Raw genomic sequence first — 20,824 nt, 5'->3', positions numbered from 1 at the left:
CGTTTGAAGATATAAAAAAAATCCACCACGAAAGCACAAATTCTATACACGTACAGAAAATGCGAGTTCATGGTGGAATAGTTGAATAGCAGAGCATGTTAAAGCTGACTATTTTGCCAATCCATCAAATTATTTAATTCGGTAAGAGAGAAGAAAAACAGCAACAACTAGATTTCTTCCAACTTTTCTCTTCTTATTATAGCGTTTACAATGTGAAAGAACAATAAGACTTGTAAACTTGCATTCGATTTTAATCACGTGCGAAAAGGAAGTGCATCATGTATGATTAGTAAAAAATGGAGAAACTGTGGTGATGATTCAAATGTCTAAGAAAGTGCATGACTTCAATGATATTATCCGCAAACTGCGAAAGAATCTGTTAGGAAAAGGACCTGAAAAAATTCATACAGTCTTTGTAGAAAACATGGCGATCTCAACCATGTACGGGAATTTGACACCGACTGAAAAGTTTATTGCCAGAACGGCAGAGGGCAAAGAAATGGTGCATGCTGCAAGAACACGCCTCATTCAAGACGTTTACGCAAAAGCACCGCCAGATGGGTTAGAAGATGTAACAGGAGCAAAGTTTGTTCATCTGTTCTCTGACTTTAAAGTGGATGAAGACATGGCCGTTTCCGTGTTTGTATTTGATAAACCGATTGCATAGAGTGGAGGTGATCTCATCATGAAGCCTGTTGTAACAAAGCGTAAAATTCTGCAGTTTAAAAATGGGGAGAGTGCCAGTGCGGAAGATACAATCGTAACCGAACTTCCGGTAACCATTAAGATCAATGGAGAAGAGTTCGTAACGATGGTGTGCAGCCCGGAATACATTGAGGACATGGTGGTTGGTTACCTCGCATCAGAAGGCATCATTCGAAACTATAAAGATATTAAAGACATATGGGTGCAAGAAGACGGAAGCTATGTACATGTGACGACCGATCGGCTGAATCCACTCTTTCAAAATCTGCAGAATAAAAGATACATAACGTCATGTTGCGGAATGAGCCGACAAGGATTTGTGTTCGCGAATGACGCACTGACGGCAAAATCGATGAATGAAGTCCGAGTTAAGGTAACACCTCAGGATTGTTTTCGATTGATGCGAGAGATGCAGAATGGAGCAGGTGTTTTTCAAGAAACAGGCGGTGTACATAACGCAGCACTTTGTGATGTGAACGGAATCGTGCTGAGCCGGATGGACATCGGTCGGCATAATGCGCTTGATAAAATATACGGATACTGTTTAAAAAATGATATTTTCATAGGGAACAAGATTATTGTGTTTAGCGGTCGAATATCGTCGGAGATTTTGTTGAAGGTAGCGAAAATCGGCTGTGAGATCGTGCTGTCAAAATCCGCTCCAACGGAATTTGCACTGCAATCGGCAGAAGAGCTCGGAATTACGACGGTTGGGTTTATCCGCGGTGATTCTATGAATGTGTATACGCGGCCTGAGAGGATTATTACGGATTGAAGCTGCTGTTGTGCAATATCGATGGTTAGTCTTAGAGGTAACAGAATATAAAGAGAAGAGCAGTTCTGTAATCTCAGGGCTGTTTTTTTGCATTTTAAAAAGTTTATTTCGTAGTTCACACTTTTAAAGGGAATATGGTATTTATGAAGAATTATCCAATTTAGCTGATTTATTTTAACTAAGTTAGGAGCTAAACACATGGAGTCTATTACTAAAGCCAATGTTTCAGATGCTTCTGAAATCCACTCGTTGCAAAGATTAGCTTATATAAGTGAAGCCGAATTGTATGATAATTACGAGATAGAACCACTTAAACAATCTGTTGGGGATGTAGAAAAAGCATTTAAACACAATATTATTTTAAAATACATGTATCACGGAAAAATTGTCGGTTCAGTGAGGGCGTATGAAAACGAAGGAATTTGTTATATAGGAAGATTAATGGTCCATCCAGATTTCCAAAATAGAGGGATTGGAAAAAAGTTAATGAAAGAAGTAGAGCTTATGTTTGCTCATTGTCGCTATGAATTGTTTACCGGCAGTAAAAGTACGAAAAACATCTCTTTTTATGAGAAGTTAGGCTATAAGGGTTATAAAACTCAAAAGTTAGATAGGGAAGAAACTGTCTTTTTATTCATGGAAAAGCAAGAATAGGTTATGATTGCGGGTTACAACAAGCCGAAAGAGACAAAAACTAGGCACAGAAGGCAGTTCTTTTTCTAAAGAACTGCTCTTCTGCTTCCTAATTATGTACTTGAAGTTTGTTTCCGCTAGGATCAAAAAAGTGAAAATAGAGATGGCCATTGTCTTCCTTCATCTCATCGACCTGTATTCCTTGTTCTTTGAAAGAGGAGTGAAGCTGTCGGATGTCAGAAGTGGTAAATGCCACAGAAAATTCACTCTGTCCGTTTACCGTAAAATGTCCTCGAGAGTTTTGGTCTGCTTTTACTAAGATTAATAGAGGACCTGATTGTAATTCTACAACGGCCAAGTTCTCGTTACGATGTTTTAATTGAAATCCTAAATGTTCGGTGTACCATTTAACAGATTCTTGGAGATCTGTAACGGGCATTCTAAAATAATGCATTTCTTGAATAAGTGGCTGATTCATCTAAAATTCCTCCAAATGTTTCTTACCCGTTCATTCTCTATAAACCCGTAAAAACCTTCTAAAAGACCATTAGAATTAATAAAAGACTACCAGCTGCGTGCCTCCCATTGGTTTTCTTCTACGGCTAACGGTTTCATCTCACCGCTAGAATCTGTGCCATATACATCATCCACATACCAGCCTCTGCCGTTTACAGATGCATCGGTTTGATAGAGGAATCGAACTAACTTAGTTCCTTCAGGCAATTCTACTTTCTCATGAGTCCAGCTTTCTTCTTTTCCGGTAAAAGTGTCTGGCAGAGTCGTCCACGTTACGCCATCACTAGAAACCTGAAGAAGTCCTTTATCACTAGCATCCTCGATGCTGAACCAGTTATTAAAATGAAGCGCACGTTGCTCTTCACCTACAGCAAACGTTAAACTTTTCTTCAAATTGTCACCGTATCCAGCGAACCATGCGCTATCTTTTCGCTCCATTGGTACAGAGATTGCATCACCAGTCAGCTGTGCGACTTTTCGGCGGATCGGGTTCATGGAGACCGTGGCGCGAGAAGGGTGGACGCGGTTCGTTAACGTCAGAACAATGGTTTGATTTTTCGGTGACACGACCATAGACGTACCGGTATATCCGGTGTGACCGAGTGTTTCTTCATTTCCAAGAGAATCCATATACCAACCCTGATTTAATTCCCAGCCAAGTCCGTGGGAGTTGCTTGGGAACTGAGGAAGCTGATTTTCTGTTAATAAGCGAACGGTTTCTGGCTTTAGTATTTCCGTGCCGCCATATTTCCCTTTTTGTAGAATCATGTGGCCGAAAACTGCGAGATCACGAGCGGTTGAAAAAACGCCAGCGTGTCCAGCAACCCCATCGAGACTCCAGGCATTTTCATCGTGAACGCTTCCCCAAACCATGCCGCGGCCAATGTTTGGCTGATACTCTGTTGCTGCGACACGTTCACGAAGCTCAGCAGGAGGATTGTACATGGTGTCATTCATCCCAAGTGGTTCTGTAATGTTTTCTTTTACATACTCATCAAGACGCTGTCCAGTGAGACGTTCAACTAAAACGCCAAGTGTGATTAAGTTAAGGTCACTGTATGTATATGTTGTACCAGGCTGTTTATTGAGTTTGTACTTAAGTGCGATCTGCAGGCGATCTTCACGATTCGTTCCCATATTATATAGCGGAATCCAAGCGACAAAGCCAGAAGTGTGCGTCATGATCTGTCTAATCGTTACATTTTCTTTTCCATTCTCGTTGAACTCTGGAATGTACTTGCCTACAGGATCATCTAATTCAAACATTCCTTGTTCATACAGCTGCATTGCGGCGGTGGTGGTAAAGAGTTTGGAGATGGATGCGATGTCAAAGATCGTATCCTTCTTCATTTCAACAGGGTTGTCCATCTCGGTAAATTTGTCATCGGTGTAACGAGCTGAGAAGCCATATGCATCATGTTTTGCAATACTCCCGCTGCGCGCAACGAGTACAACAGCACCAGGCATCGTGCGTTTTTCCATCTCTTGTAAGATGAAATCATCAATCTGTTTAAGCGGCTCTCTTTTTAATGAAGCGCTTTCAGGAGTGCCGGGATGAAGAACTGCTGAAGAGGGAACAGGGCGGTTCCAATCACCTGGCCGCACATGGTTTTCTTTTGAAGAACCTTCAGCAAAAATGACTGGCGTTATACTGGATAAAAGCATGGCTGTGCTTAGCATGGTACAAACTAAAACGCGTTTTCCTTTCATATGTTAGTCTCCTTATTCTGAAAATTCTTACACTTTACAACAGTAGCAATCCATGGAAAAGGTGTCTATCACTCGGAAGTCCCACAGCACAAGGACCTATTAAATTGTCAGAATTGTTTTTAAGTTGTTTGGGGTCTGACCCGGGGTCAGACCCCAAACAATTTAATAAAGGAAGATTTCACCTTTTATCGAATACTTACAGTGGATAAACAAGAGAGGAGACTACAGTCGTGTATTTACAGCTAACCCCTGCATTTATCACGTTTTTGTTAACTGTTACACTAGCACCTCTGTTAATTTTCACATTAAAAAAATTGAAACTCACGCAGCCCATTCGAGTGGAACTTCCCGCAGATCATCAGGAAAAAAAGGGAACCCCTTTAATGGCTGGAAGTGTGTTTTTTGTAGGGATTTTTGTCGCGCTTTATTACACGACAAGTCCTGTTATGCTTTTTCTTGTGGGAACGTTCATCCTGTTTAGTTTTATAGGTTTTCTCGATGATTTTTGGAAAGCTTCTAAACAAGACCCAGGCGGGGTTTCAGGAAAGACGAAACTTAAATTTCAGTTCGCGTTCACCATTCTACTTTTATATGTCGGCATCGATCTTTTCAACATTGATACAAGTATCCGGGTGACGGAATCATTGAACATTGTTCTTCCTTATTTCATTTATTTTATTTTAATCACATTGTTTATCGTCGGAACAGCAAACGCGATCAATTTTACCGATGGAATGGACGGGCTGTTAGGGATGGTCGCTATTCCTACGTATTTCTTTTTCTTTGTCATTAGCGATTATACAGAAGTAAAAGTTTTCTGCTTGGTGATGATTGCGACCATTTTAGGATTCTTAATCTATAACTTGTATCCGGCAAAAGCGTTCATGGGTGACACGGGATCACTCGCTATTGGAGGAACCTTATCATTTCTTGCCATCATCGAAAACGTAGAGATCTTAATTCCAATTCTATTTATCATCTATCTCGCAGAACAGCTATCCGTCATCATTCAAGTGGCATATTTTAAACGAACGAAAAAAAAGCTGTTCCGTTTTACACCCATTCATTATCATTATGGCATCAAGTACGGATGGTCGGAAAACATGATCGTAACGGTATTCGCCATGATTTCTTGGGCAGCATGCGGCATTTGTTTAATGTATTACGAGGTATTTATGTAGTGAGAGTGACACAATTTGATGTGTCATTCTTTTTTTAGTTAGTGTGTGTTTTTGGGGAGGATTTCTAATCTATATGTAGATGCAGTAGAGACACGGCTCTTTATCACATATACAGGGCGGGGTATATATACTGTTAATTCAAGAAATTTTCGGATTAATCCCTGAAATTTAGGAGTTATTTCCGCAAGTTTTACCCATAATTCGGCGAGTTTTTAACATATATCAGCGAGTCGACACAATTCGATAAAAATAACCAGCTAGATACCTCCACCCCCAACCGCATCTCGCATCTTATCAACTTACTAAACACCAAAAAAAGCCCACCGAAGTGAGCCTTCCTAACACATTCCTACCAAATCTCCTCAGCCCATTCTGGGTGGTCGATGAATGGATTGCGGTTATGCTGGAATTGTTCATAAATGATGTTATTTCGGTTGCGCTCCCGGTTATCAACGGGATCTTGCTGGTGCCATTGCAGCAATACAGACATTTTTCCGTGATAAGGAGCGGTTCCGTTATTCACGTTGTTGTTGAGTTCAAGCTGAGGCTCACCGCTGTCTCCTTCATAGCGAACCGCCATGTAAAACAGCATACGCGCCACGTCACCTTTTACCGCATCACGAGGTTCCCATGAATCACTGTCATAGTAGTTTCCTAGTGCTTCAGAGTGCTGTGTACCGCCGTTATCAAAATCTAGATTCCCGCGGGAACTGTTTACACTCACATCGGTTGGGCGAAGGTGATGAATGTCAGTGCCAGGACCCATTGTCGTTCCAAAATCACCGTGAGATTTTGCCCACACGTGCTCACGGTTCCAATCGTTTACGTTGCCGCCGTTTGTTGTTTTGCTTTGTGAACGGCCAGTATAGAGCAAAATGACGTTATTGCTGTTGTTAGGGTCTTGATCGGTTACTTTTAACGCTTCCCAAACGGCAGAATACGAAAGCTCTGTGTGGTCGTCAATGATGTTATGAAGAGCGGTCTTTAGTGCGGCACCCGTTTTCCCTTGAGCTGAATCATAATAGGACTCATCGTATGCAGGCGGATCGGTTGGATCAGTAGGCGGGTCAGTTGGTGTAGTACCCGATGTCTTTTCCATAGCCGTTGGATCTTTTAAACCAGGGTGTGAAAAGTAGGAAGATAGATAGCCTGTTACCTTAATAGATTGTCCTTTTAAACTAGGGTTGGTTTTTAATCCGAATTGTGAACGGAATGCAGTAGGAATCTGAACATAGACCATGTTTGCCGTGTTTGTTTCAGATGCACTGTCAGCTAAAGCCAGTGCATAATCGCTAGGATAATTGCTCGTGACAACCGTTGTTGTTGCAGTTGGTTGTCCCACGACATAACCCTGTACGGTCTTTAAAGAATTGTTTTGATTGGAAATGCTTTGAGAAACAGAATACGGACTCGACCAGGTACCGTCACCGGCAGCCTGAAGAGTGGGGATGAATGCTAAAGAACTTACGACAAGAGCAATCACAACTGAAAAAAGCGATAGAAAATTCTTGTTCCGGTGCCTTTTCATCATCAACGCCTCCATTATTTTATTTTTTATCCCTTGCAGCACAAACTACTAAATCCTGGTGAAACAGGTTTTATTGTACAATCTTTTTATTAACTTCATTTTACAGATATGTAAAACTACAAAACTAGCTACAAAGGGAGGAACTAATGAAGGCGCAAAAACAGTTAGATATGCCCAAAATATAAAAAAGAATTAACTTTGAATTACTTTTTTACTGCGTAAAACCGTAATGAAACCACCCAATATTTCATGGCTAACTGAAAACCCTTTACGTTTATAAAACTCCAATGCATCATCATTTCCATTCGAAACATAGATAAAGTAATCTTCTACATCTACAAATTCACGCAGCCAATTCATAGACATGTTAAAGAGGGTAGATCCAACTCCATATTGTCTGTATTCTTTCTTGATATAAAACTGAGACAGACAGCCGACCACTTCTTTATCAACTGAATTCATATCAAAAAAGGTAGCAAACTCATTCGAGTATACTTCTTTAGGTGAGATGTTTGAATAAACATAACCCACAATTTCATCACCATCTTTTACAACCACAATAAAGTTATGTAGGGCCTTATATACAGAAGGAACCATGCGTGTTTCAAAGCTCATCGTGTCAAAGAGTTCAGGAGTTATGCTGGCTTTTGATTTTTGGTAAACCATTAGTTCATTGCAGAGGTCTCGACAAAGCTCCATGTCATGATCAGGAAGAATCTCATATTTTAAATTTATTTTTTTCACCCTCCTTGGAATTCGAATAGTTAATTACGCTATAATTTTATTACATAGAAAAGAGAAAACAAGTATGCAGTAATTTCTTACTAAGTCAGTAAAAACTGATTAAAGGAGTTTCGAGATGAATGATACAGGATACAAGAGGAAAGAAGATTGTCCGTTAACATTCGCACTTACCTTAATCGGGAGCAAATGGAGACTTCCGATCATATGGGCTTTGTGGAAAAATAAAACGCTGCGCTATAACGAACTGAAACGACATGTTGAGGGTATTACTAACATGGTATTGTCTCAATCATTAAAAGAAATGGAAAATCAGGGGCTTGTCGTTCGTAAACAGTACATGGAGATTCCGCCACGAGTGGAATATTCTTTAACAAAAGCTGGAGAGGATTTGATTCCATCCCTAGAATCATTGGCAAGATGGGGGAAGAGAATGCAAGGGAAGGTGAAAAACGATGTCTGAATGTCCTCTGTGTAATGAAACGAACAATTGCGCGATTGCACACGGCAACAAACCTGAAACATGCTGGTGTATGAACGTCACCATCGCTCCACAACTTCTTGAGAAAGCTGCTCCAGAAAGCAACACATGCATTTGCCAAACATGTGTGGATGAATGGTATGAAAAGGGACGCTTCTGATAAAGAAGCGTCCCTTGTTCTCTATTAAAAATCTTTGTTGTTATTCCGTAATTTAATCATTTTTGACAATAACTCTTTTCCGATCTCCTCTTCAAATTCCCGATATAGGGGCTGCCACCGCTTTGCCCACTCTCGCTTTTCTTCATTTGTCAGGTAATGAATGTCAATAGAAGAGTTATCTTCAATCAAAGAAAGCTGTTCATCGTTCATTTCAAATGACTGTGTTTGATTCCAGCGTGTTGTTTCATCTAGAGCTTCTGAGATAATGGTTTGCTGATCATTCGTAAGTTTTGTCCAGAAGTCTTCATTCATGATAACTGCATATCCTAGAAATCCATGATTACTGATGGTGAGGTCACTTTGAACGTCAAAAAACTTTTTAGAATAAATGTTTGAGATAGTGTTTTCTTCACCGTTCAATTCTCTTGATTCCAACAATCGATATGTTTCATTAAAATCGAGTCCTATTGCTTTGGCACCTACTAACTCGAATTGTCTTTCAAGAACTGGACTTGGCATGATCCTTAGACGTTGTCCTTTTAAATCAGAAGGTTGAACGATAGGGCCATCATTGGTAGTGATCTGTTTAAAACCATTTGTCCATAATGCTAGACCTTTCATGTTTCTCTCTTCTAAAGATCCAAGCAAAGTCTCACCAATTTCTCCGTTTAAAGCTTCGATAATGCTATCTCGCGTTGGCATCATATAAGGAAGGTCAAGCACTTGCCACTTGGAAGAAAAAGAACTTAGCTTTGTTGTTGCTGGAGCGATCATCTGAACATCACCACGCTGCAGCGCTTCAAGCTCTTCTTGGTCTGAATAAAGACCGCCATTTGGTATAACTTCTATCTTGATCTTGCCGGCTGATTTTTCGTTTACTCGTTGGGCAAACCGCTGTGCGGCAAGGCCTTTTGGGGTATTTTCAGCCACGACATGACTGAACTTAATTACCACTTGTTCACTTATGCCTTTTTGATCATCGTCATAGGGAAGCTTTCCTTCTGACAATTTCGTATGAAACCCGATCCAGACAGATGCTCCCAATCCGGCGAGCAGTATGAGCACAATCCCCATAAAGGCTTTCATCATCCATACCCCATATCCGACACTTTTTTAATAGTCTAACATATTGAAGTTGGAATGATACAATAGGGACAAAAGGTATGCGAGGAGGTAAGTCTGAAGATGACGATGAAACGATTACCAATACGGACAAAAATCATGATACTCACATTTGGCATCGTATTTTATGCCATTATGATTGGCGGAATCGTCATTATCGGAAAAATCCTCGACATACAGGAAGAAGAGCTTGGCAAGCGGGCGATGATTACTGCCCGAACGATAGCACAGCTTCCAGAAGTGAAACAATACATACAGAAAAAAGAAGGCTGGAACGAAATAGAGCCAGCTGTTGAAAAAATACGCGTCATTAACGAAGCTGACTATATAGTGGCGATGAATATGGACCATGTTCGTTATTCCCATCCGGTGAAGGACATGCTTGGCACGAAGTCGGATGGCAATGACGAAGGAGCAGCATTTGCTGATCATACGTTTATATCAAAAGCGAAGGGTGAGATGGGGACAGCCGTCAGGGCATTTGTTCCAATAAAAAATGATAACTTGGAACAGATCGGCGTCGTAACAGTGGGTCATGTTATACCCGGTTTTAATGAAGTCGTGCATGACCTTATGGATGAGATGACTCTTATCTTATTACTCGTCCTTTCATTCGGGGTGATCGGCTCATACTTGCTAGCACGTCACTTAAAACAGCAGATGTTTTATTTAGAACCTCACGAAATCGTTAGGATGCTTGAGGAGCGAACGGCTACCTTCAACTCTATGCATGAAGGTGTTATTGCGATTGATAATCAGGAACAGATCTCAATTTTTAATGAGAAAGCGAAAAGTATTTTTTCCGTAACAGGAGATGTGGTAGGAAGACCAATTCGAGAGGTCATACCAGATACTCGTCTGCCTGAAATTATTGAACTTAGCCGTCCTGTGTACAATCAGGAAATACGGGTCAGCGGGAAAATTATAATGAGTAACCGAGTGCCGATTAAAGTACAAAACCAAATTGTTGGGGCAGTGGCTATTTTCCAAGACAGAACGGAAGTGGCGAAAATGGCAGAGGAACTAACGGGGGTAAAGGCGTTTGTAGAAGCTTTGCGTGTACAGAACCACGAGCATATGAACAAGCTACATACGATTGCTGGACTTTTACAGCTTGGTAAAATAAAAAAAGCGATGCAGTATGTTTTTCAAATATCAGAAGAAAAAGGTTCTCTTACTCGTTTTCTCAATCAGCGTATTAAGAATGAAAGTTTGGCAGGGCTTTTATTAAGTAAAGTCGGTCGTGGGAAAGAACTTGGCATCAAAGTAGTAATCGACAGCGGGAGTCGGCTTGAACAATTTCCTGACCAGCTTGATCAGCATGACTTTGTGATGATTTTAGGGAATTTAATCGAGAACGCTTATGATGCTTTAAAAGGAATGGACGATGCAAGAATTGATGTTTCCATTGCGCAAGACTCAGAGATTTGTGCCATTCTTGTTGAAGACAACGGCAGCGGAATGAGTGAAGAAGTTCAAAATCATATCTTTGAAAGAGGATATACGACAAAAGGGAAACACGGATCCGGCATCGGTTTGTATTTGATTCATCAGATTGTGGAAAAAGGAAAAGGGGAGATCGAAGTCACGTCTCATAAGAACCAAGGGACAAGCTTTGTTATTACATTTCCGATGAATGACAGGGGTGAAGATGATGAGTGAGATTACGGTTCTGTTGATTGAAGACGATCCGATGGTACAGGAAATCAACAAGGCATTCATAGAAAAAGTAAAAGGGTTCAAAGTGATAGCTACAGCATCTAACGGAACAGAAGGTCTTAAGCAAATTAAGAAGAAGAAACCAGATCTTGTCATGCTAGATATTTACATGCCTGAACAAGACGGGGTTGAAACATTGCAACAGATCAGAATGGAAAAAATCCAAGTTGACGTGATTGTGATTACAGCTGCCAATGATCTTCAAACGATACGGTCAATGCTGCAAAACGGTGCATTCGACTACATCATCAAACCGTTTAATTATGAGCGTATCCATAAGGCTTTGGAAAAATACCGAGCTTATCATTCAACCATTTCACCATCAGGCTCGGTTACACAAAAAGATTTAGACGATCTTTTCTTTTCTGAACAACAGCAGCTGAAGGCTTCCGTCGATCTTCCCAAAGGACTAAATGAACTTACTTTAAAACAAATTCAGAGCTTTTTACAAAATCAAACGGAAGAGAAATCGGCAGAGGAAGTAGCTGAGGGAATCGGAATCGCACGAGTCACTGCACGAAGATACCTGGATTATTTGGTGAAGAACGGAAGCATCACTATGGACATTCAATACGGGACAATAGGCAGGCCAGTCAACCGGTATCTGCTTAAAAAATAGCTCGAGACCAAAAAGACCAAAACGTCCAATAAGTTCGTAATATTCTAACAATAGTATGAAAGCGTTATCATTACTTTACAAATGATAACGCTTTTTTTATGTGTGAGCTGTGTGTAAATTGTGTGGGAATTGTATGGGGTCTGACCCCGGGTCAGACCCCATACAATTTAAGTTCATTTTCGAATTCGAAAGGAGAAGAATAATGAAAAGGATATTTAAGAACTTAACGTTTCAGGTATTAACCGCAATTGCAGTTGGTGTGCTTGTTGGACTCATCTGGCCGGAAGTCGGCAAACAGATGAAACCTGTAGGAGATACATTTATTAACGCTGTTAAGATGGTTATCGCACCGATCATTTTCTTAACGATCGTACTCGGTATTGCAAAAATGGGTGATATGAAAAAAGTAGGTAAGGTCGGAGGAAAAGCATTTATTTACTTTGAGATCGTCACAACGCTTGCTCTTGTTATTGGTCTAGTTGTTGTTAACGTGTTAAAACCAGGAGCTGGCTTAGACTTTGATAAGCTTGAAAAAGGGGATGTATCACAATACACGTCTGAAGAAGGCGGAAAGATTGACTGGATTGAATTTGTGACTCACATCGTTCCGAGCAATATGGTTGATGCGTTCGCAAAAGGTGATATTCTGCAAGTTCTGTTCTTCTCCATTCTTTTTGGAGTAGGTTTAACGGCGCTTGGTGATAAAGGAAAAATCATCATTGAGTTTTTCGATAAACTGCTTAACGTCTTCTTCAAAATCGTCGGTTACATCATGAAAGCTGCTCCACTAGGCGCATTCGGTGCAATGGCATTTACAATTGGAAACTATGGCCTTGAGTCACTTGTCCCGCTCGGTAAATTGATGGTCGCTGTGTATACGACGATGTTTTTCTTCGTTTTCATCGTATTGAACTTGATCTGTAAGATGTACGGCTTTAGTCTTTGGAAGTATTTGAAGTTTATAAAAGATGAGCTTTTAATCGTTTTAGGTACAAGCTCTTCAGAGTCTGTGCTGCCACGAATGATGAATAAGATGGAAAAGTTCGGCTGCTCGAAGTCAGTTGTTGGTCTTGTTATTCCAACAGGATATTCATTCAACTTAGATGGAACATCGATTTACCTTTCGATGGCGGTTGTATTCTTAGCACAAGTTTTCGGCATTGACTTGAGTTTGACGCAGCAGCTAACGATTATTGCTGTATTGATGCTAACATCCAAAGGAGCTGCAGCTGTTACAGGTGGCGGATTCATAGTCCTCGCTTCAACATTAACAGCCATGCAGGTTATTCCAGTTGAAGGATTGGCGCTGCTATTGGGAGTTGACCGTTTTATGAGTGAAGCCCGTGCGATTGTAAACTTGATCGGTAACGGAATCGCTACAATCGTTGTTTCAAAAAGTGAGAATGAATTTGATGAGGGTAAAAGTGAAGAAGCAATTCAGGAAATGTACGAAAACAGAAAGATTGCGGTCTAACACAAAACGAGCTTTGGTCAGAACAGACTAAAGCTCTTTCTTTTTGATATGATTTAGAAAAATGTAGGTGGAAGGAGATGACGTATGATTTGTAAAATGCTCAATATCAAGTATCCGATCATACAGGCTGGTATGGCAGGCGGGCCGACGACACCGAAATTAGTCGCGGCAGTCAGTGAGGCGGGTGCCCTAGGAACGCTCGGTGCTGGATACATGACTCCTCAACAAATAAGTGAAGCCATTCGTGATATTCAGCAGTTAACAGAGGCACCTTTTGCAGTAAATTTGTTTCTTCCACAGAGTTACGAAATGGATGAGGAATCTATTTTAAAGATGCAGCAACATCTGAATAAATACCGGTCGAGACTTGGAATTCCAGAAGTGAACACAGTCCCAAAAATAAAGGATCTCTTTGAAAAACAACTAGAAGTAGTAGTGGCATCTGGTGTTAAGATTGTTAGTTTTACGTTTGATGCACCACAAAAGAGTTTAGTAGATCAGCTTCACACGTCAGGCATTACCGTGATTGCGACTGCAACAACAGTAAAAGAGGCGGTCGTGCTGGAATCGTGTGGGGTGGATGTAATCGTCGCGCAAGGAAGTGAAGCGGGTGGTCACAGAGGGACATTTTTAGATGTGAAAAATGAAGCATTGATTGGGACTCTGGCATTGGTTCCGCAAGTTGTTGATGCGGTGAGATGTCCAGTAGTTGCCGCTGGTGGCATTATGGATGGCAGGGGAATGGCAGCAGGACTGACGTTAGGTGCATCCGCCGTTCAACTCGGTACAGCATTTTTAACTGTAAAGGAAAGCGGTGCGAACGAGATTCATAGACAAGCTGTTTTAGCGAGTTTTGACACAGATACTAAGATTACGAAAGCTTTTTCAGGCAAAAGTGCGAGAGGGTTTAAGAATGAGATAATGCTAGAGTTGGAGGATCATGGTGATGTATTGCCGCCGTATCCCATCCAGCACGTTTTAACTTCTGATATTAGAAAAGAAGCTGGTCGGCAAGGAAATAAAGAGATGATCTCCATGTGGGCGGGGCAGGCATCGACGTTAGCTCAAGTGCTATCAGCAGGTGAGTTGGTGGAAAGTCTTGTGGAAGAATTTGATGGTGCGCTCAGGAATGGGGCATTGAAATTAAATCAAACATAAACTTAGCGATGTCGATTATGTCTGAATTTGTAGACTTATGGATATTTCAATAAAACTTCTGGATATGTGCACCAATCTCGTGGAATGAAATGCGATTCATGTGGATTCAACAGATAAACTTTTGTATTCATTCTTTAGAGTTAAGCCAAACGGAGACAGATCTGGTCTTTATTCATCCATTTCAGAATAAGTTTTGTATAAGCCTACAAAATTTAAGGACTGGGGTGGAAATCATGGATTTTATGACCGATTTTGCGCCGTACGTTGGTTTAGCTGTGGTTTTATATGCGATTCGTCAGACAGAAAGATTTTCAAATCAGTATATCCCCATAGTGGCAGTCGTGCTCGGTGTTCTGTACGCCTTTTGGGAAGCAGGCGGTGCAACACCAGAAGCTACATTGGTCGGATTAAAATATGCGCTGCTAGGGATAGGCACGGTCGCAGGTATTAAATATTCTATAGAAAACAAACTAACAAAGTAAGCAAATGTAAGGCAGTGCTGTTAATCGGCATTGCCTTTTGTTATACAACAAAGGGTAATTACATAAACAAATATTATACAAGTGTTTAACATACGTCTTATAGGGGTACTGTAAAATTAATCTAGGATAAAGGGTGATGCTGTTATGAAAATAAGAAGAGACATTGAGGGAAATGTATTAGAACAATTATTGAAAAAAGATCCCGAAGCCTTAAAGCAAATGGTCCATTCATACAGCACATTACTTTTTCAGGTTGCCTTTCGGATTACAGGGGATAAGCGAGCTGCTGAGCAAGTTTTATGCGAAGTTTTTCGTGAGCTTTGGGAGAATCCCTTTCATTATGAGAAATCGAAGGATAGTTTTCTATCTAGCTATCTAATAAAACTTTGTAAATTAAAGTGTGTTAATCGAGAAGAATTACACATCACAAAATTATTGTCTAAAAAGTCTAAAAATTATATTGCGAATAATGCAACCATCTGATAACATTAATATCGCTTACAACTAATGCCAATAGGATAAATGGAAAACATGCATGATCTGCACATTTTCTATTTCAATATTAATGGTGAATGAACTCTCTGCACGAGTATGTAGAGATTTTAGGCAACATTCTTAAAGGACTTATTTAATGAATAAGTACTTTTGGATGTTGTCTTTTTATTTGGTTTGCATTAGGGTAAGTTTCATGAAAGTTTAACATTATTAACTTTTTAGGGGGATGTACGGATGAGAAAGACAAAGAATCGCTGGCTCATTGCGTTATCAGCGGTTGGAATTCATATTTCCATCGGTTCTGTGTATGCATGGAGCAACTTCACGAATCCATTGATTGAAAAGTTCGGCTGGTCCGCTTCACAAGTACAGATGACGTTCAGTATTGCGATTTTATTCTTAGGTTTATCGGCCGCCTTTCTAGGTCACTTTGTTGAAAAACATGGGCCAAGAAAAGCAGGATTGCTCGCAGCCATTTTCTTTGGACTTGGTATCGCGGGTTCAGGAATAGCAGTCAACATAGGCTCCTTAACGATGCTGTACATATTTTATGGAGTGCTCGGCGGTATTGGTCTTGGTGTTGGATATATCGCTCCCGTTTCCACACTTATAAAATGGTTCCCTGATCGACGCGGTTTAGCGACTGGACTTGCTATCATGGGGTTTGGGTTCGCAGCAGCAATCAGTTCTCCGATCATGGATGCATTGATTAAATCTGTTGGAGTAGCAAACACGTTCTTTATTCTAGGTATTGCTTATTTTGCAGTCATGACATTATCGTCACTTTATTTAGAAAAACCAGAAGAAGGCTGGCTGCCGGCTGGATTCAAAGAGAACGTAGAAAGCGGCAAGGTGAAAATAAAGAAAGATCTTTCACAGCTTACGGCAAACGAAGCCGTAAAAACAAGACGTTTCTATTATCTGTGGATCATGTTATTTATCAACGTAACGTGCGGTATTGCTATTCTTTCTGCAGCAAAACCACTTGCAGAAGAAAGTATCGGGCTAACAACGGCCGAAGCTGCAGCTCTTGTTGGGGTATTAGGTTTGTTTAACGGTTTTGGACGTATCGGCTGGGCATCAGTATCCGATTATATCGGACGGCCTAACACATACACAACGTTTTTTGTATTGCAGATTGCTCTATTTTTCTTATTGCCGCAAACATCATCATCGATTCTTTTCCAAGTGATGCTAGCGGTCGTTTACACGTGCTATGGAGGAGGATTTGCCTCTATCCCAGCCTTTATCGGCGATTTGTTTGGAACGAAACAAGTTGGTGCGATTCATGGTTACATCTTAACGGCTTGGGCAGCAGCAGGTCTTGCAGGTCCACTTTTCGCTGCTTGGATTAAAGACACTACGGGTTCTTACGCAAACAGCTTAACGTTCTTCTCAGGCCTGTTTGTTGTCGCTCTTGTCGTCTCAATTTTAGTCCGCTTTGATATGAAACGGCTTGAAGCGAAACAAGAAAAGTCAGTGGCGTAACTTTTTATGAGATAAAAATGCAGTGTCTTCATTAACGGAAAGGCGCTGTTTTTTATTGATTTATGGTAAAATTGATACTGGAACAAAAATACATTCCAAGGGGAAAACATGACAAACAAATCTGTAGAAATCACAGAACTAAACGCAGAAAATTGGTACGAATGCTGTTCATTAGAAGTTGAAGAAAATCAAGCGAGTCATATTGAACCTAATGCTGTTTCAATCGCACAATCAAAATTCGCGCCGAACTTAAAGCCTTATAGCATCCGTTATGGTGGTGAAACAGTAGGATTTCTTATGTTTAATACAGTGGAAGAAGAGCTCGATGGCTATTGGATTTACCGCATTATGATCGATAAGAACCACCAGCATAAAGGTATTGGAAAAACGGCTGCACAGTTAATGATTGATGAAATGAAAACGAAGCTGCAAGCGAAAAGAATTGTTGTTGGATATCACCCTGAAAATACAGGGGCTCACGAGTTGTATAGAAGTTTAGGATTTGTCGATAACGGAGACCGATTCGGAAAAGAGATGGCTGTTGTGTTAGAGGTTTAAAGCATATTTAATGATTTGACGAAAACTTCTGAAATCTTATGTTACCCTCAAGTTTCTACTATTGCTCTTCGAATAATTAATGTTGAGTACAAGAGATATATGTAAATGATAGGACTTCATTTTATGAATGGAGTTCTTTTTGTTTGGTTTCATCCATAGAGGGAACGTTTGTTTAAGAAGGAGTGAATATACAGATGAGAAGATCAGAGCGCAACAAGTCAAAAAAGAGAAATGTAGTACTGTTCAGCGCATTAGGTGCCGTTCTTTTAGCTCTATTGTTTTTGCCGAAAGATGCATTACTAATGGGTAATGAAGAGGAACCTGTTAAAGAAAAAGTAAGTAAAGAACCAAAACATAAAGTCGTAAAACTTCAGCCAGATAACGAGAGTGCATATGAAGAAGATGAGAAAGATGCTAAAGAATCTGCTGAAGAGGAAACAACTGAGAAACAAGAGCCTTCTAAAGAAATTGGCATAGATCCTGATAAAGAAGCGGATAAAAAAGAAGCGGCAGAAAAAGCGAAGAAAGCTGAAGCAGAAAAGAAAAAGCAGCAAGCTTCTGGTGGCGAGCCTGTTCTGAACAAACCGATTGTAACCTCGCAAACAGGTCCTCATACATCCAGCTATGATGAAGGAAGTGTGGACTGGAACGAAAAACTGAAAGCCATTCGACTTGCAACAGGACTTGATGAAAACATGACCGTATGGAAAATTGCAAATGGCGGCGGCCCGCAGAAGTCAGTGGCAGAAGTAAGCCCGAACAAACAGCCAAATGAGAGATATACCGTTAACCTCGAGTGGGTAGATCAAAAGGGCTGGATGGTCACGAGTGTGCAGAAGTAAACTGGTGATAATCTCAAGTGGACAGTAAATTTCAATAAGTCGACACTATTTTACCGAAAGTGGACAGTAACACTCTAATGTCTTACAGATTTCATCTTTACGAACAGAAAAGCTGGCCTGAATCATCGTGCACACACGATCTCAGAGCCAGCTTTTTTTAAATTCGCTTATTTTACCCTCGCTTTTAACAAAAACCGATGCTGTTTCACTTCAAAATATCCCTTAGCTTGAATCATCTCATGAATTGCATACAACTCATCTAAAGAATTATCACTTTTAAAGTTGGGAACCTGCCAAGGAATCGCTTTTAAATAGTAGAGAAGAGCGCCGATATCGTAAAAACGCTGAACCGGATATTCTTCTTTTGCCTCCAATACCTCAAACCCATTTTCACGCAGTTCCTTTTCAGCAAAAGCTAAGTTCCAGTGTGAGAACTCACCATTGTTGGGTGCTCCAAGCGCTTCATTTATATCCGTGCAATCGGAACCGCCCACTTGCTGCGTTACAAAAAGCCCATCTCTCGTTAAGACACGCTTCACTTCAACAGGAGAATACGATTCGTGCTTATTAATGATGAGGTCAAACGTGTCATCTTCAAATGGAAGAACATCATCTTCACCGATTTGATACACCTTCACACCAAGCGGCTCAAGTCGTTCACGAGCTATTGAGATATTAGGCAAATATCCTTCTGTTGCACAAACCTTTGCTGGGAATGGCTGAAGTTTTGACAAAAGTTCTCCGCCGCCTGTACCCATATCCAACATGGACGACACTTTTCCAATCAGCGGAATCACTAAACTGCCATAAGACCACGATAGCATGCCACTTGCCATACGACCCGAATCAGTAATATAAGAAAAATCCCATCCTGAAAAAGGCTTTTCAACATCATTTACATACACTTCAAATTCTAAATCATGTTTCATACGTACACCTCCGAAATTTTTTTGGCACTGAACGTACTTCTGTTTTGGAGGTCCTCTGCATGAAACGCGGTTTTATATGTCGTGTTCGAAAGTGTTCATCATGTTCTCCTCAGTTAAATCTTTTTATTTGTGATGTATTCTCTTTTACATTCGTTTTTTCCTTCTTAAAAGAGGGTGATAAGCTAAGTTGTCGAAAATTAGAGGAGACTGAGAGTAGCGAATAGTATATATAAGGAGGCAAAAAGATGACCCATTATGCGATGAACATGTATGATTATCACGTTTGGGCAAATAAAACCTTGTTTAATCGATTATTGGAACTTGGAAATGCAGTATATCATCAAGAAATTCAAAGTGTTTTTCCTTCTGTTTCAAAGGTAGTCTCACATATGTATATTGTTGATCAATTATGGTTTCATATCATTTCTGGAATGAGTATGAGTGAAGCACTTACTATTGAAAAAGTGGATACGGATACAAAAACAATTGAAGATATGGATATGCTGTTTTTGCATTTGACTGGACGATATAAAACCTTTTTGCGCCAACAAGAAGAAATGGACAAAATGTTAATATTAGATACGCCATGGGCAGGGCGAAGAGAAACAAGTTTATCTGAAATGATAACGCATATTGTAACACACGGGTCCTATCATCGTGGAAACATCACAGCTATGCTGCGTCAAATGGGGCATGCTTCTGTCACAACAGATTTAACAAGTTATTGGTATATTCATTAATTTGACTTAAAATGCTCCATGCCTTAAACAGCACAGAGGAGAAACCAATGAAAAAAATCGTTTTATACATAATCGTTTCTATTTTTATACTTTTAGCCCTCGCATATGGGGGTTTGAAATTGAGCAGTTCAAGAGACTTTCAATTTTACGGTGGATTGGTAACAAGAGCGGAAACAACAGAAAAGGTTGTCGCGCTAACATTCGATGATGGTCCTACTGATAACACCGATGAAATTCTATCCATTCTAAAAGAGGAAGACGTAAAAGCTACCTTTTTTGTAACAGGGCGGGAAGTCAAAGAAAACTTTGAAAATGCCCAAAAACTGGTTGCTGCAGGACATGAACTTGGAAACCATTCGTATTCACATAAACGGATGGTGTTGAAGACTCCATCTTTTATAAAAGAAGAAATTGAACAAACAGACGAACTCATTAGAAAAGCAGGATACGAAGGTACCATCCAATTCCGGCCGCCGTTTGGCAAAAAGTTAATCGGACTGCCTCGCTATCTAGACAAAAACAATAGAAAGACCATTTTATGGGACATCGAACCTGAAACATATCCGGAGATTGCGGCAGATTCAGAAAAAATCGTGAAACATGTCAATGATAAGGTTCGGCCAGGCTCCATCATACTGCTGCACGTCATGTATGACACCCGAGCAGAATCCATGAAATCAGTAAAAGGCATAATTCATGCATTGAAGGCAAAGGGATACACCTTTAAAAGCGTATCTGAAATAGTGAAATAAAAAAGAGGAGAGCACT

At 40.4% G+C, this 20,824-nt stretch carries 23 protein-coding genes; 17 read left to right on the top strand and 6 right to left on the bottom strand.

Annotated elements, in window-relative coordinates:
* Positions 1-322: 322 nt before the first annotated feature.
* The 3 genes from P8610_RS06055 to P8610_RS06045 all read left to right on the top strand — a co-directional run bounded on the left by P8610_RS06055 (position 323) and on the right by P8610_RS06045 (position 2,134).
* Positions 323-667 carry a DUF2294 domain-containing protein gene (locus P8610_RS06055; protein WP_289497675.1) on the top strand — a complete coding sequence of 115 codons (345 nt, stop codon included), beginning with the start codon at positions 323-325 and terminating at the stop codon, positions 665-667.
* An 18-nt stretch (positions 668-685) separates the two neighbouring features.
* Positions 686-1,480, top strand: coding sequence for a formate dehydrogenase accessory sulfurtransferase FdhD (fdhD, locus tag P8610_RS06050; RefSeq protein ID WP_394603543.1), 795 nt, complete (start codon positions 686-688; stop codon positions 1,478-1,480).
* Positions 1,481-1,678: 198 nt separating this feature from the next.
* On the top strand, positions 1,679-2,134 hold the full coding sequence (locus P8610_RS06045; RefSeq protein WP_394603542.1) for a GNAT family N-acetyltransferase: 456 nt from the start codon (positions 1,679-1,681) through the stop codon (positions 2,132-2,134).
* An 88-nt stretch (positions 2,135-2,222) separates the two neighbouring features.
* Here P8610_RS06045 and P8610_RS06040 read toward each other — a convergent pair whose 3' ends face one another.
* Positions 2,223-2,591 (bottom strand): VOC family protein, encoded by a 369-nt coding sequence (locus P8610_RS06040; RefSeq protein ID WP_394603541.1) that lies wholly within the window; start codon positions 2,589-2,591, stop codon positions 2,223-2,225.
* Positions 2,592-2,677: 86 nt separating this feature from the next.
* On the bottom strand, positions 2,678-4,339 hold the full coding sequence (locus P8610_RS06035) for a serine hydrolase domain-containing protein (RefSeq protein WP_394603540.1): 1,662 nt from the start codon (positions 4,337-4,339) through the stop codon (positions 2,678-2,680).
* Between the two features lie 230 nt (positions 4,340-4,569).
* On the opposite strand from P8610_RS06035, the gene mraY reads away from it, so the two are divergent.
* Positions 4,570-5,520 carry a phospho-N-acetylmuramoyl-pentapeptide-transferase gene (gene mraY, locus P8610_RS06030; RefSeq protein WP_394603539.1) on the top strand — a complete coding sequence of 317 codons (951 nt, stop codon included), beginning with the start codon at positions 4,570-4,572 and terminating at the stop codon, positions 5,518-5,520.
* A gap of 349 nt (positions 5,521-5,869) precedes the next feature.
* On the opposite strand, the gene P8610_RS06025 is transcribed toward mraY, so the two are convergent.
* Both P8610_RS06025 and P8610_RS06020 read right to left on the bottom strand, forming a co-directional pair.
* On the bottom strand, positions 5,870-7,048 hold the full coding sequence (locus tag P8610_RS06025; protein ID WP_394603538.1) for an endonuclease: 1,179 nt from the start codon (positions 7,046-7,048) through the stop codon (positions 5,870-5,872).
* A gap of 192 nt (positions 7,049-7,240) precedes the next feature.
* A complete protein-coding gene (locus P8610_RS06020; RefSeq protein WP_394603536.1) occupies positions 7,241-7,792 on the bottom strand; it encodes a GNAT family N-acetyltransferase in 552 nt (183 codons plus the stop codon).
* Positions 7,793-7,907: 115 nt separating this feature from the next.
* On the opposite strand from P8610_RS06020, the gene P8610_RS06015 reads away from it, so the two are divergent.
* Entirely contained in the window at positions 7,908-8,252 is a 345-nt protein-coding gene (locus P8610_RS06015; RefSeq protein WP_394603535.1) for a winged helix-turn-helix transcriptional regulator, read from the top strand.
* Entirely contained in the window at positions 8,245-8,430 is a 186-nt protein-coding gene (locus P8610_RS06010) for a cysteine-rich CWC family protein (protein WP_394603534.1), read from the top strand. The genes P8610_RS06015 and P8610_RS06010 overlap by 8 nt, the downstream gene beginning before the upstream one ends.
* A gap of 24 nt (positions 8,431-8,454) precedes the next feature.
* Here P8610_RS06010 and P8610_RS06005 read toward each other — a convergent pair whose 3' ends face one another.
* A complete protein-coding gene (locus P8610_RS06005) occupies positions 8,455-9,516 on the bottom strand; it encodes a DctP family TRAP transporter solute-binding subunit (protein ID WP_394603610.1) in 1,062 nt (353 codons plus the stop codon).
* A gap of 99 nt (positions 9,517-9,615) precedes the next feature.
* On the opposite strand from P8610_RS06005, the gene P8610_RS06000 reads away from it, so the two are divergent.
* From P8610_RS06000 to P8610_RS05960, 9 genes are all read left to right on the top strand, one after another.
* Positions 9,616-11,214: an ATP-binding protein gene (locus P8610_RS06000; protein ID WP_394603533.1), complete on the top strand. Its 1,599-nt coding sequence runs from the start codon at positions 9,616-9,618 to the stop codon at positions 11,212-11,214.
* The gene (locus tag P8610_RS05995; RefSeq protein WP_394603532.1) at positions 11,207-11,890 is read left to right on the top strand and encodes a response regulator; all 684 of its coding nucleotides are present in this window, start codon (positions 11,207-11,209) and stop codon (positions 11,888-11,890) included. The genes P8610_RS06000 and P8610_RS05995 overlap by 8 nt, the downstream gene beginning before the upstream one ends.
* A gap of 202 nt (positions 11,891-12,092) precedes the next feature.
* Entirely contained in the window at positions 12,093-13,364 is a 1,272-nt protein-coding gene (gene dctP, locus P8610_RS05990) for a C4-dicarboxylate transporter DctP (RefSeq protein ID WP_394603531.1), read from the top strand.
* An 84-nt stretch (positions 13,365-13,448) separates the two neighbouring features.
* Entirely contained in the window at positions 13,449-14,522 is a 1,074-nt protein-coding gene (locus P8610_RS05985) for an NAD(P)H-dependent flavin oxidoreductase (RefSeq protein WP_394603530.1), read from the top strand.
* Positions 14,523-14,755: 233 nt separating this feature from the next.
* Positions 14,756-15,004: a hypothetical protein gene (locus tag P8610_RS05980; protein WP_394603529.1), complete on the top strand. Its 249-nt coding sequence runs from the start codon at positions 14,756-14,758 to the stop codon at positions 15,002-15,004.
* 144 nt (positions 15,005-15,148) lie between these two features.
* Positions 15,149-15,487: an RNA polymerase sigma factor gene (locus P8610_RS05975; RefSeq protein ID WP_394603528.1), complete on the top strand. Its 339-nt coding sequence runs from the start codon at positions 15,149-15,151 to the stop codon at positions 15,485-15,487.
* Between the two features lie 246 nt (positions 15,488-15,733).
* Positions 15,734-16,987 carry an L-lactate MFS transporter gene (locus P8610_RS05970; RefSeq protein WP_394603527.1) on the top strand — a complete coding sequence of 418 codons (1,254 nt, stop codon included), beginning with the start codon at positions 15,734-15,736 and terminating at the stop codon, positions 16,985-16,987.
* Positions 16,988-17,095: 108 nt separating this feature from the next.
* A complete protein-coding gene (locus tag P8610_RS05965) occupies positions 17,096-17,545 on the top strand; it encodes a GNAT family N-acetyltransferase (protein WP_394603526.1) in 450 nt (149 codons plus the stop codon).
* Positions 17,546-17,739: 194 nt separating this feature from the next.
* On the top strand, positions 17,740-18,387 hold the full coding sequence (locus P8610_RS05960; protein WP_394603524.1) for a YrrS family protein: 648 nt from the start codon (positions 17,740-17,742) through the stop codon (positions 18,385-18,387).
* 167 nt (positions 18,388-18,554) lie between these two features.
* Here the strand turns inward: P8610_RS05960 and P8610_RS05955 are convergent, their stop codons facing one another.
* Positions 18,555-19,316: a class I SAM-dependent methyltransferase gene (locus P8610_RS05955; protein ID WP_394603523.1), complete on the bottom strand. Its 762-nt coding sequence runs from the start codon at positions 19,314-19,316 to the stop codon at positions 18,555-18,557.
* Positions 19,317-19,561: 245 nt separating this feature from the next.
* Here P8610_RS05955 and P8610_RS05950 point away from each other — a divergent pair, with 245 nt between their 5' ends.
* On the top strand, positions 19,562-20,056 hold the full coding sequence (locus P8610_RS05950) for a DinB family protein (RefSeq protein WP_394603522.1): 495 nt from the start codon (positions 19,562-19,564) through the stop codon (positions 20,054-20,056).
* Positions 20,057-20,103: 47 nt separating this feature from the next.
* Complete coding sequence (locus tag P8610_RS05945; protein WP_394603521.1) at positions 20,104-20,808, top strand: polysaccharide deacetylase family protein; 705 nt, start codon at positions 20,104-20,106, stop codon at positions 20,806-20,808.
* Positions 20,809-20,824: the final 16 nt, after the last annotated feature.

The sequence above is a fragment of the Fictibacillus sp. UD genome, from assembly GCF_043558025.1.
GTDB lineage: Bacteria > Bacillota > Bacilli > Bacillales > Fictibacillaceae > Fictibacillus.
This window is presented reverse-complemented; position numbering and strand designations above follow the sequence as displayed.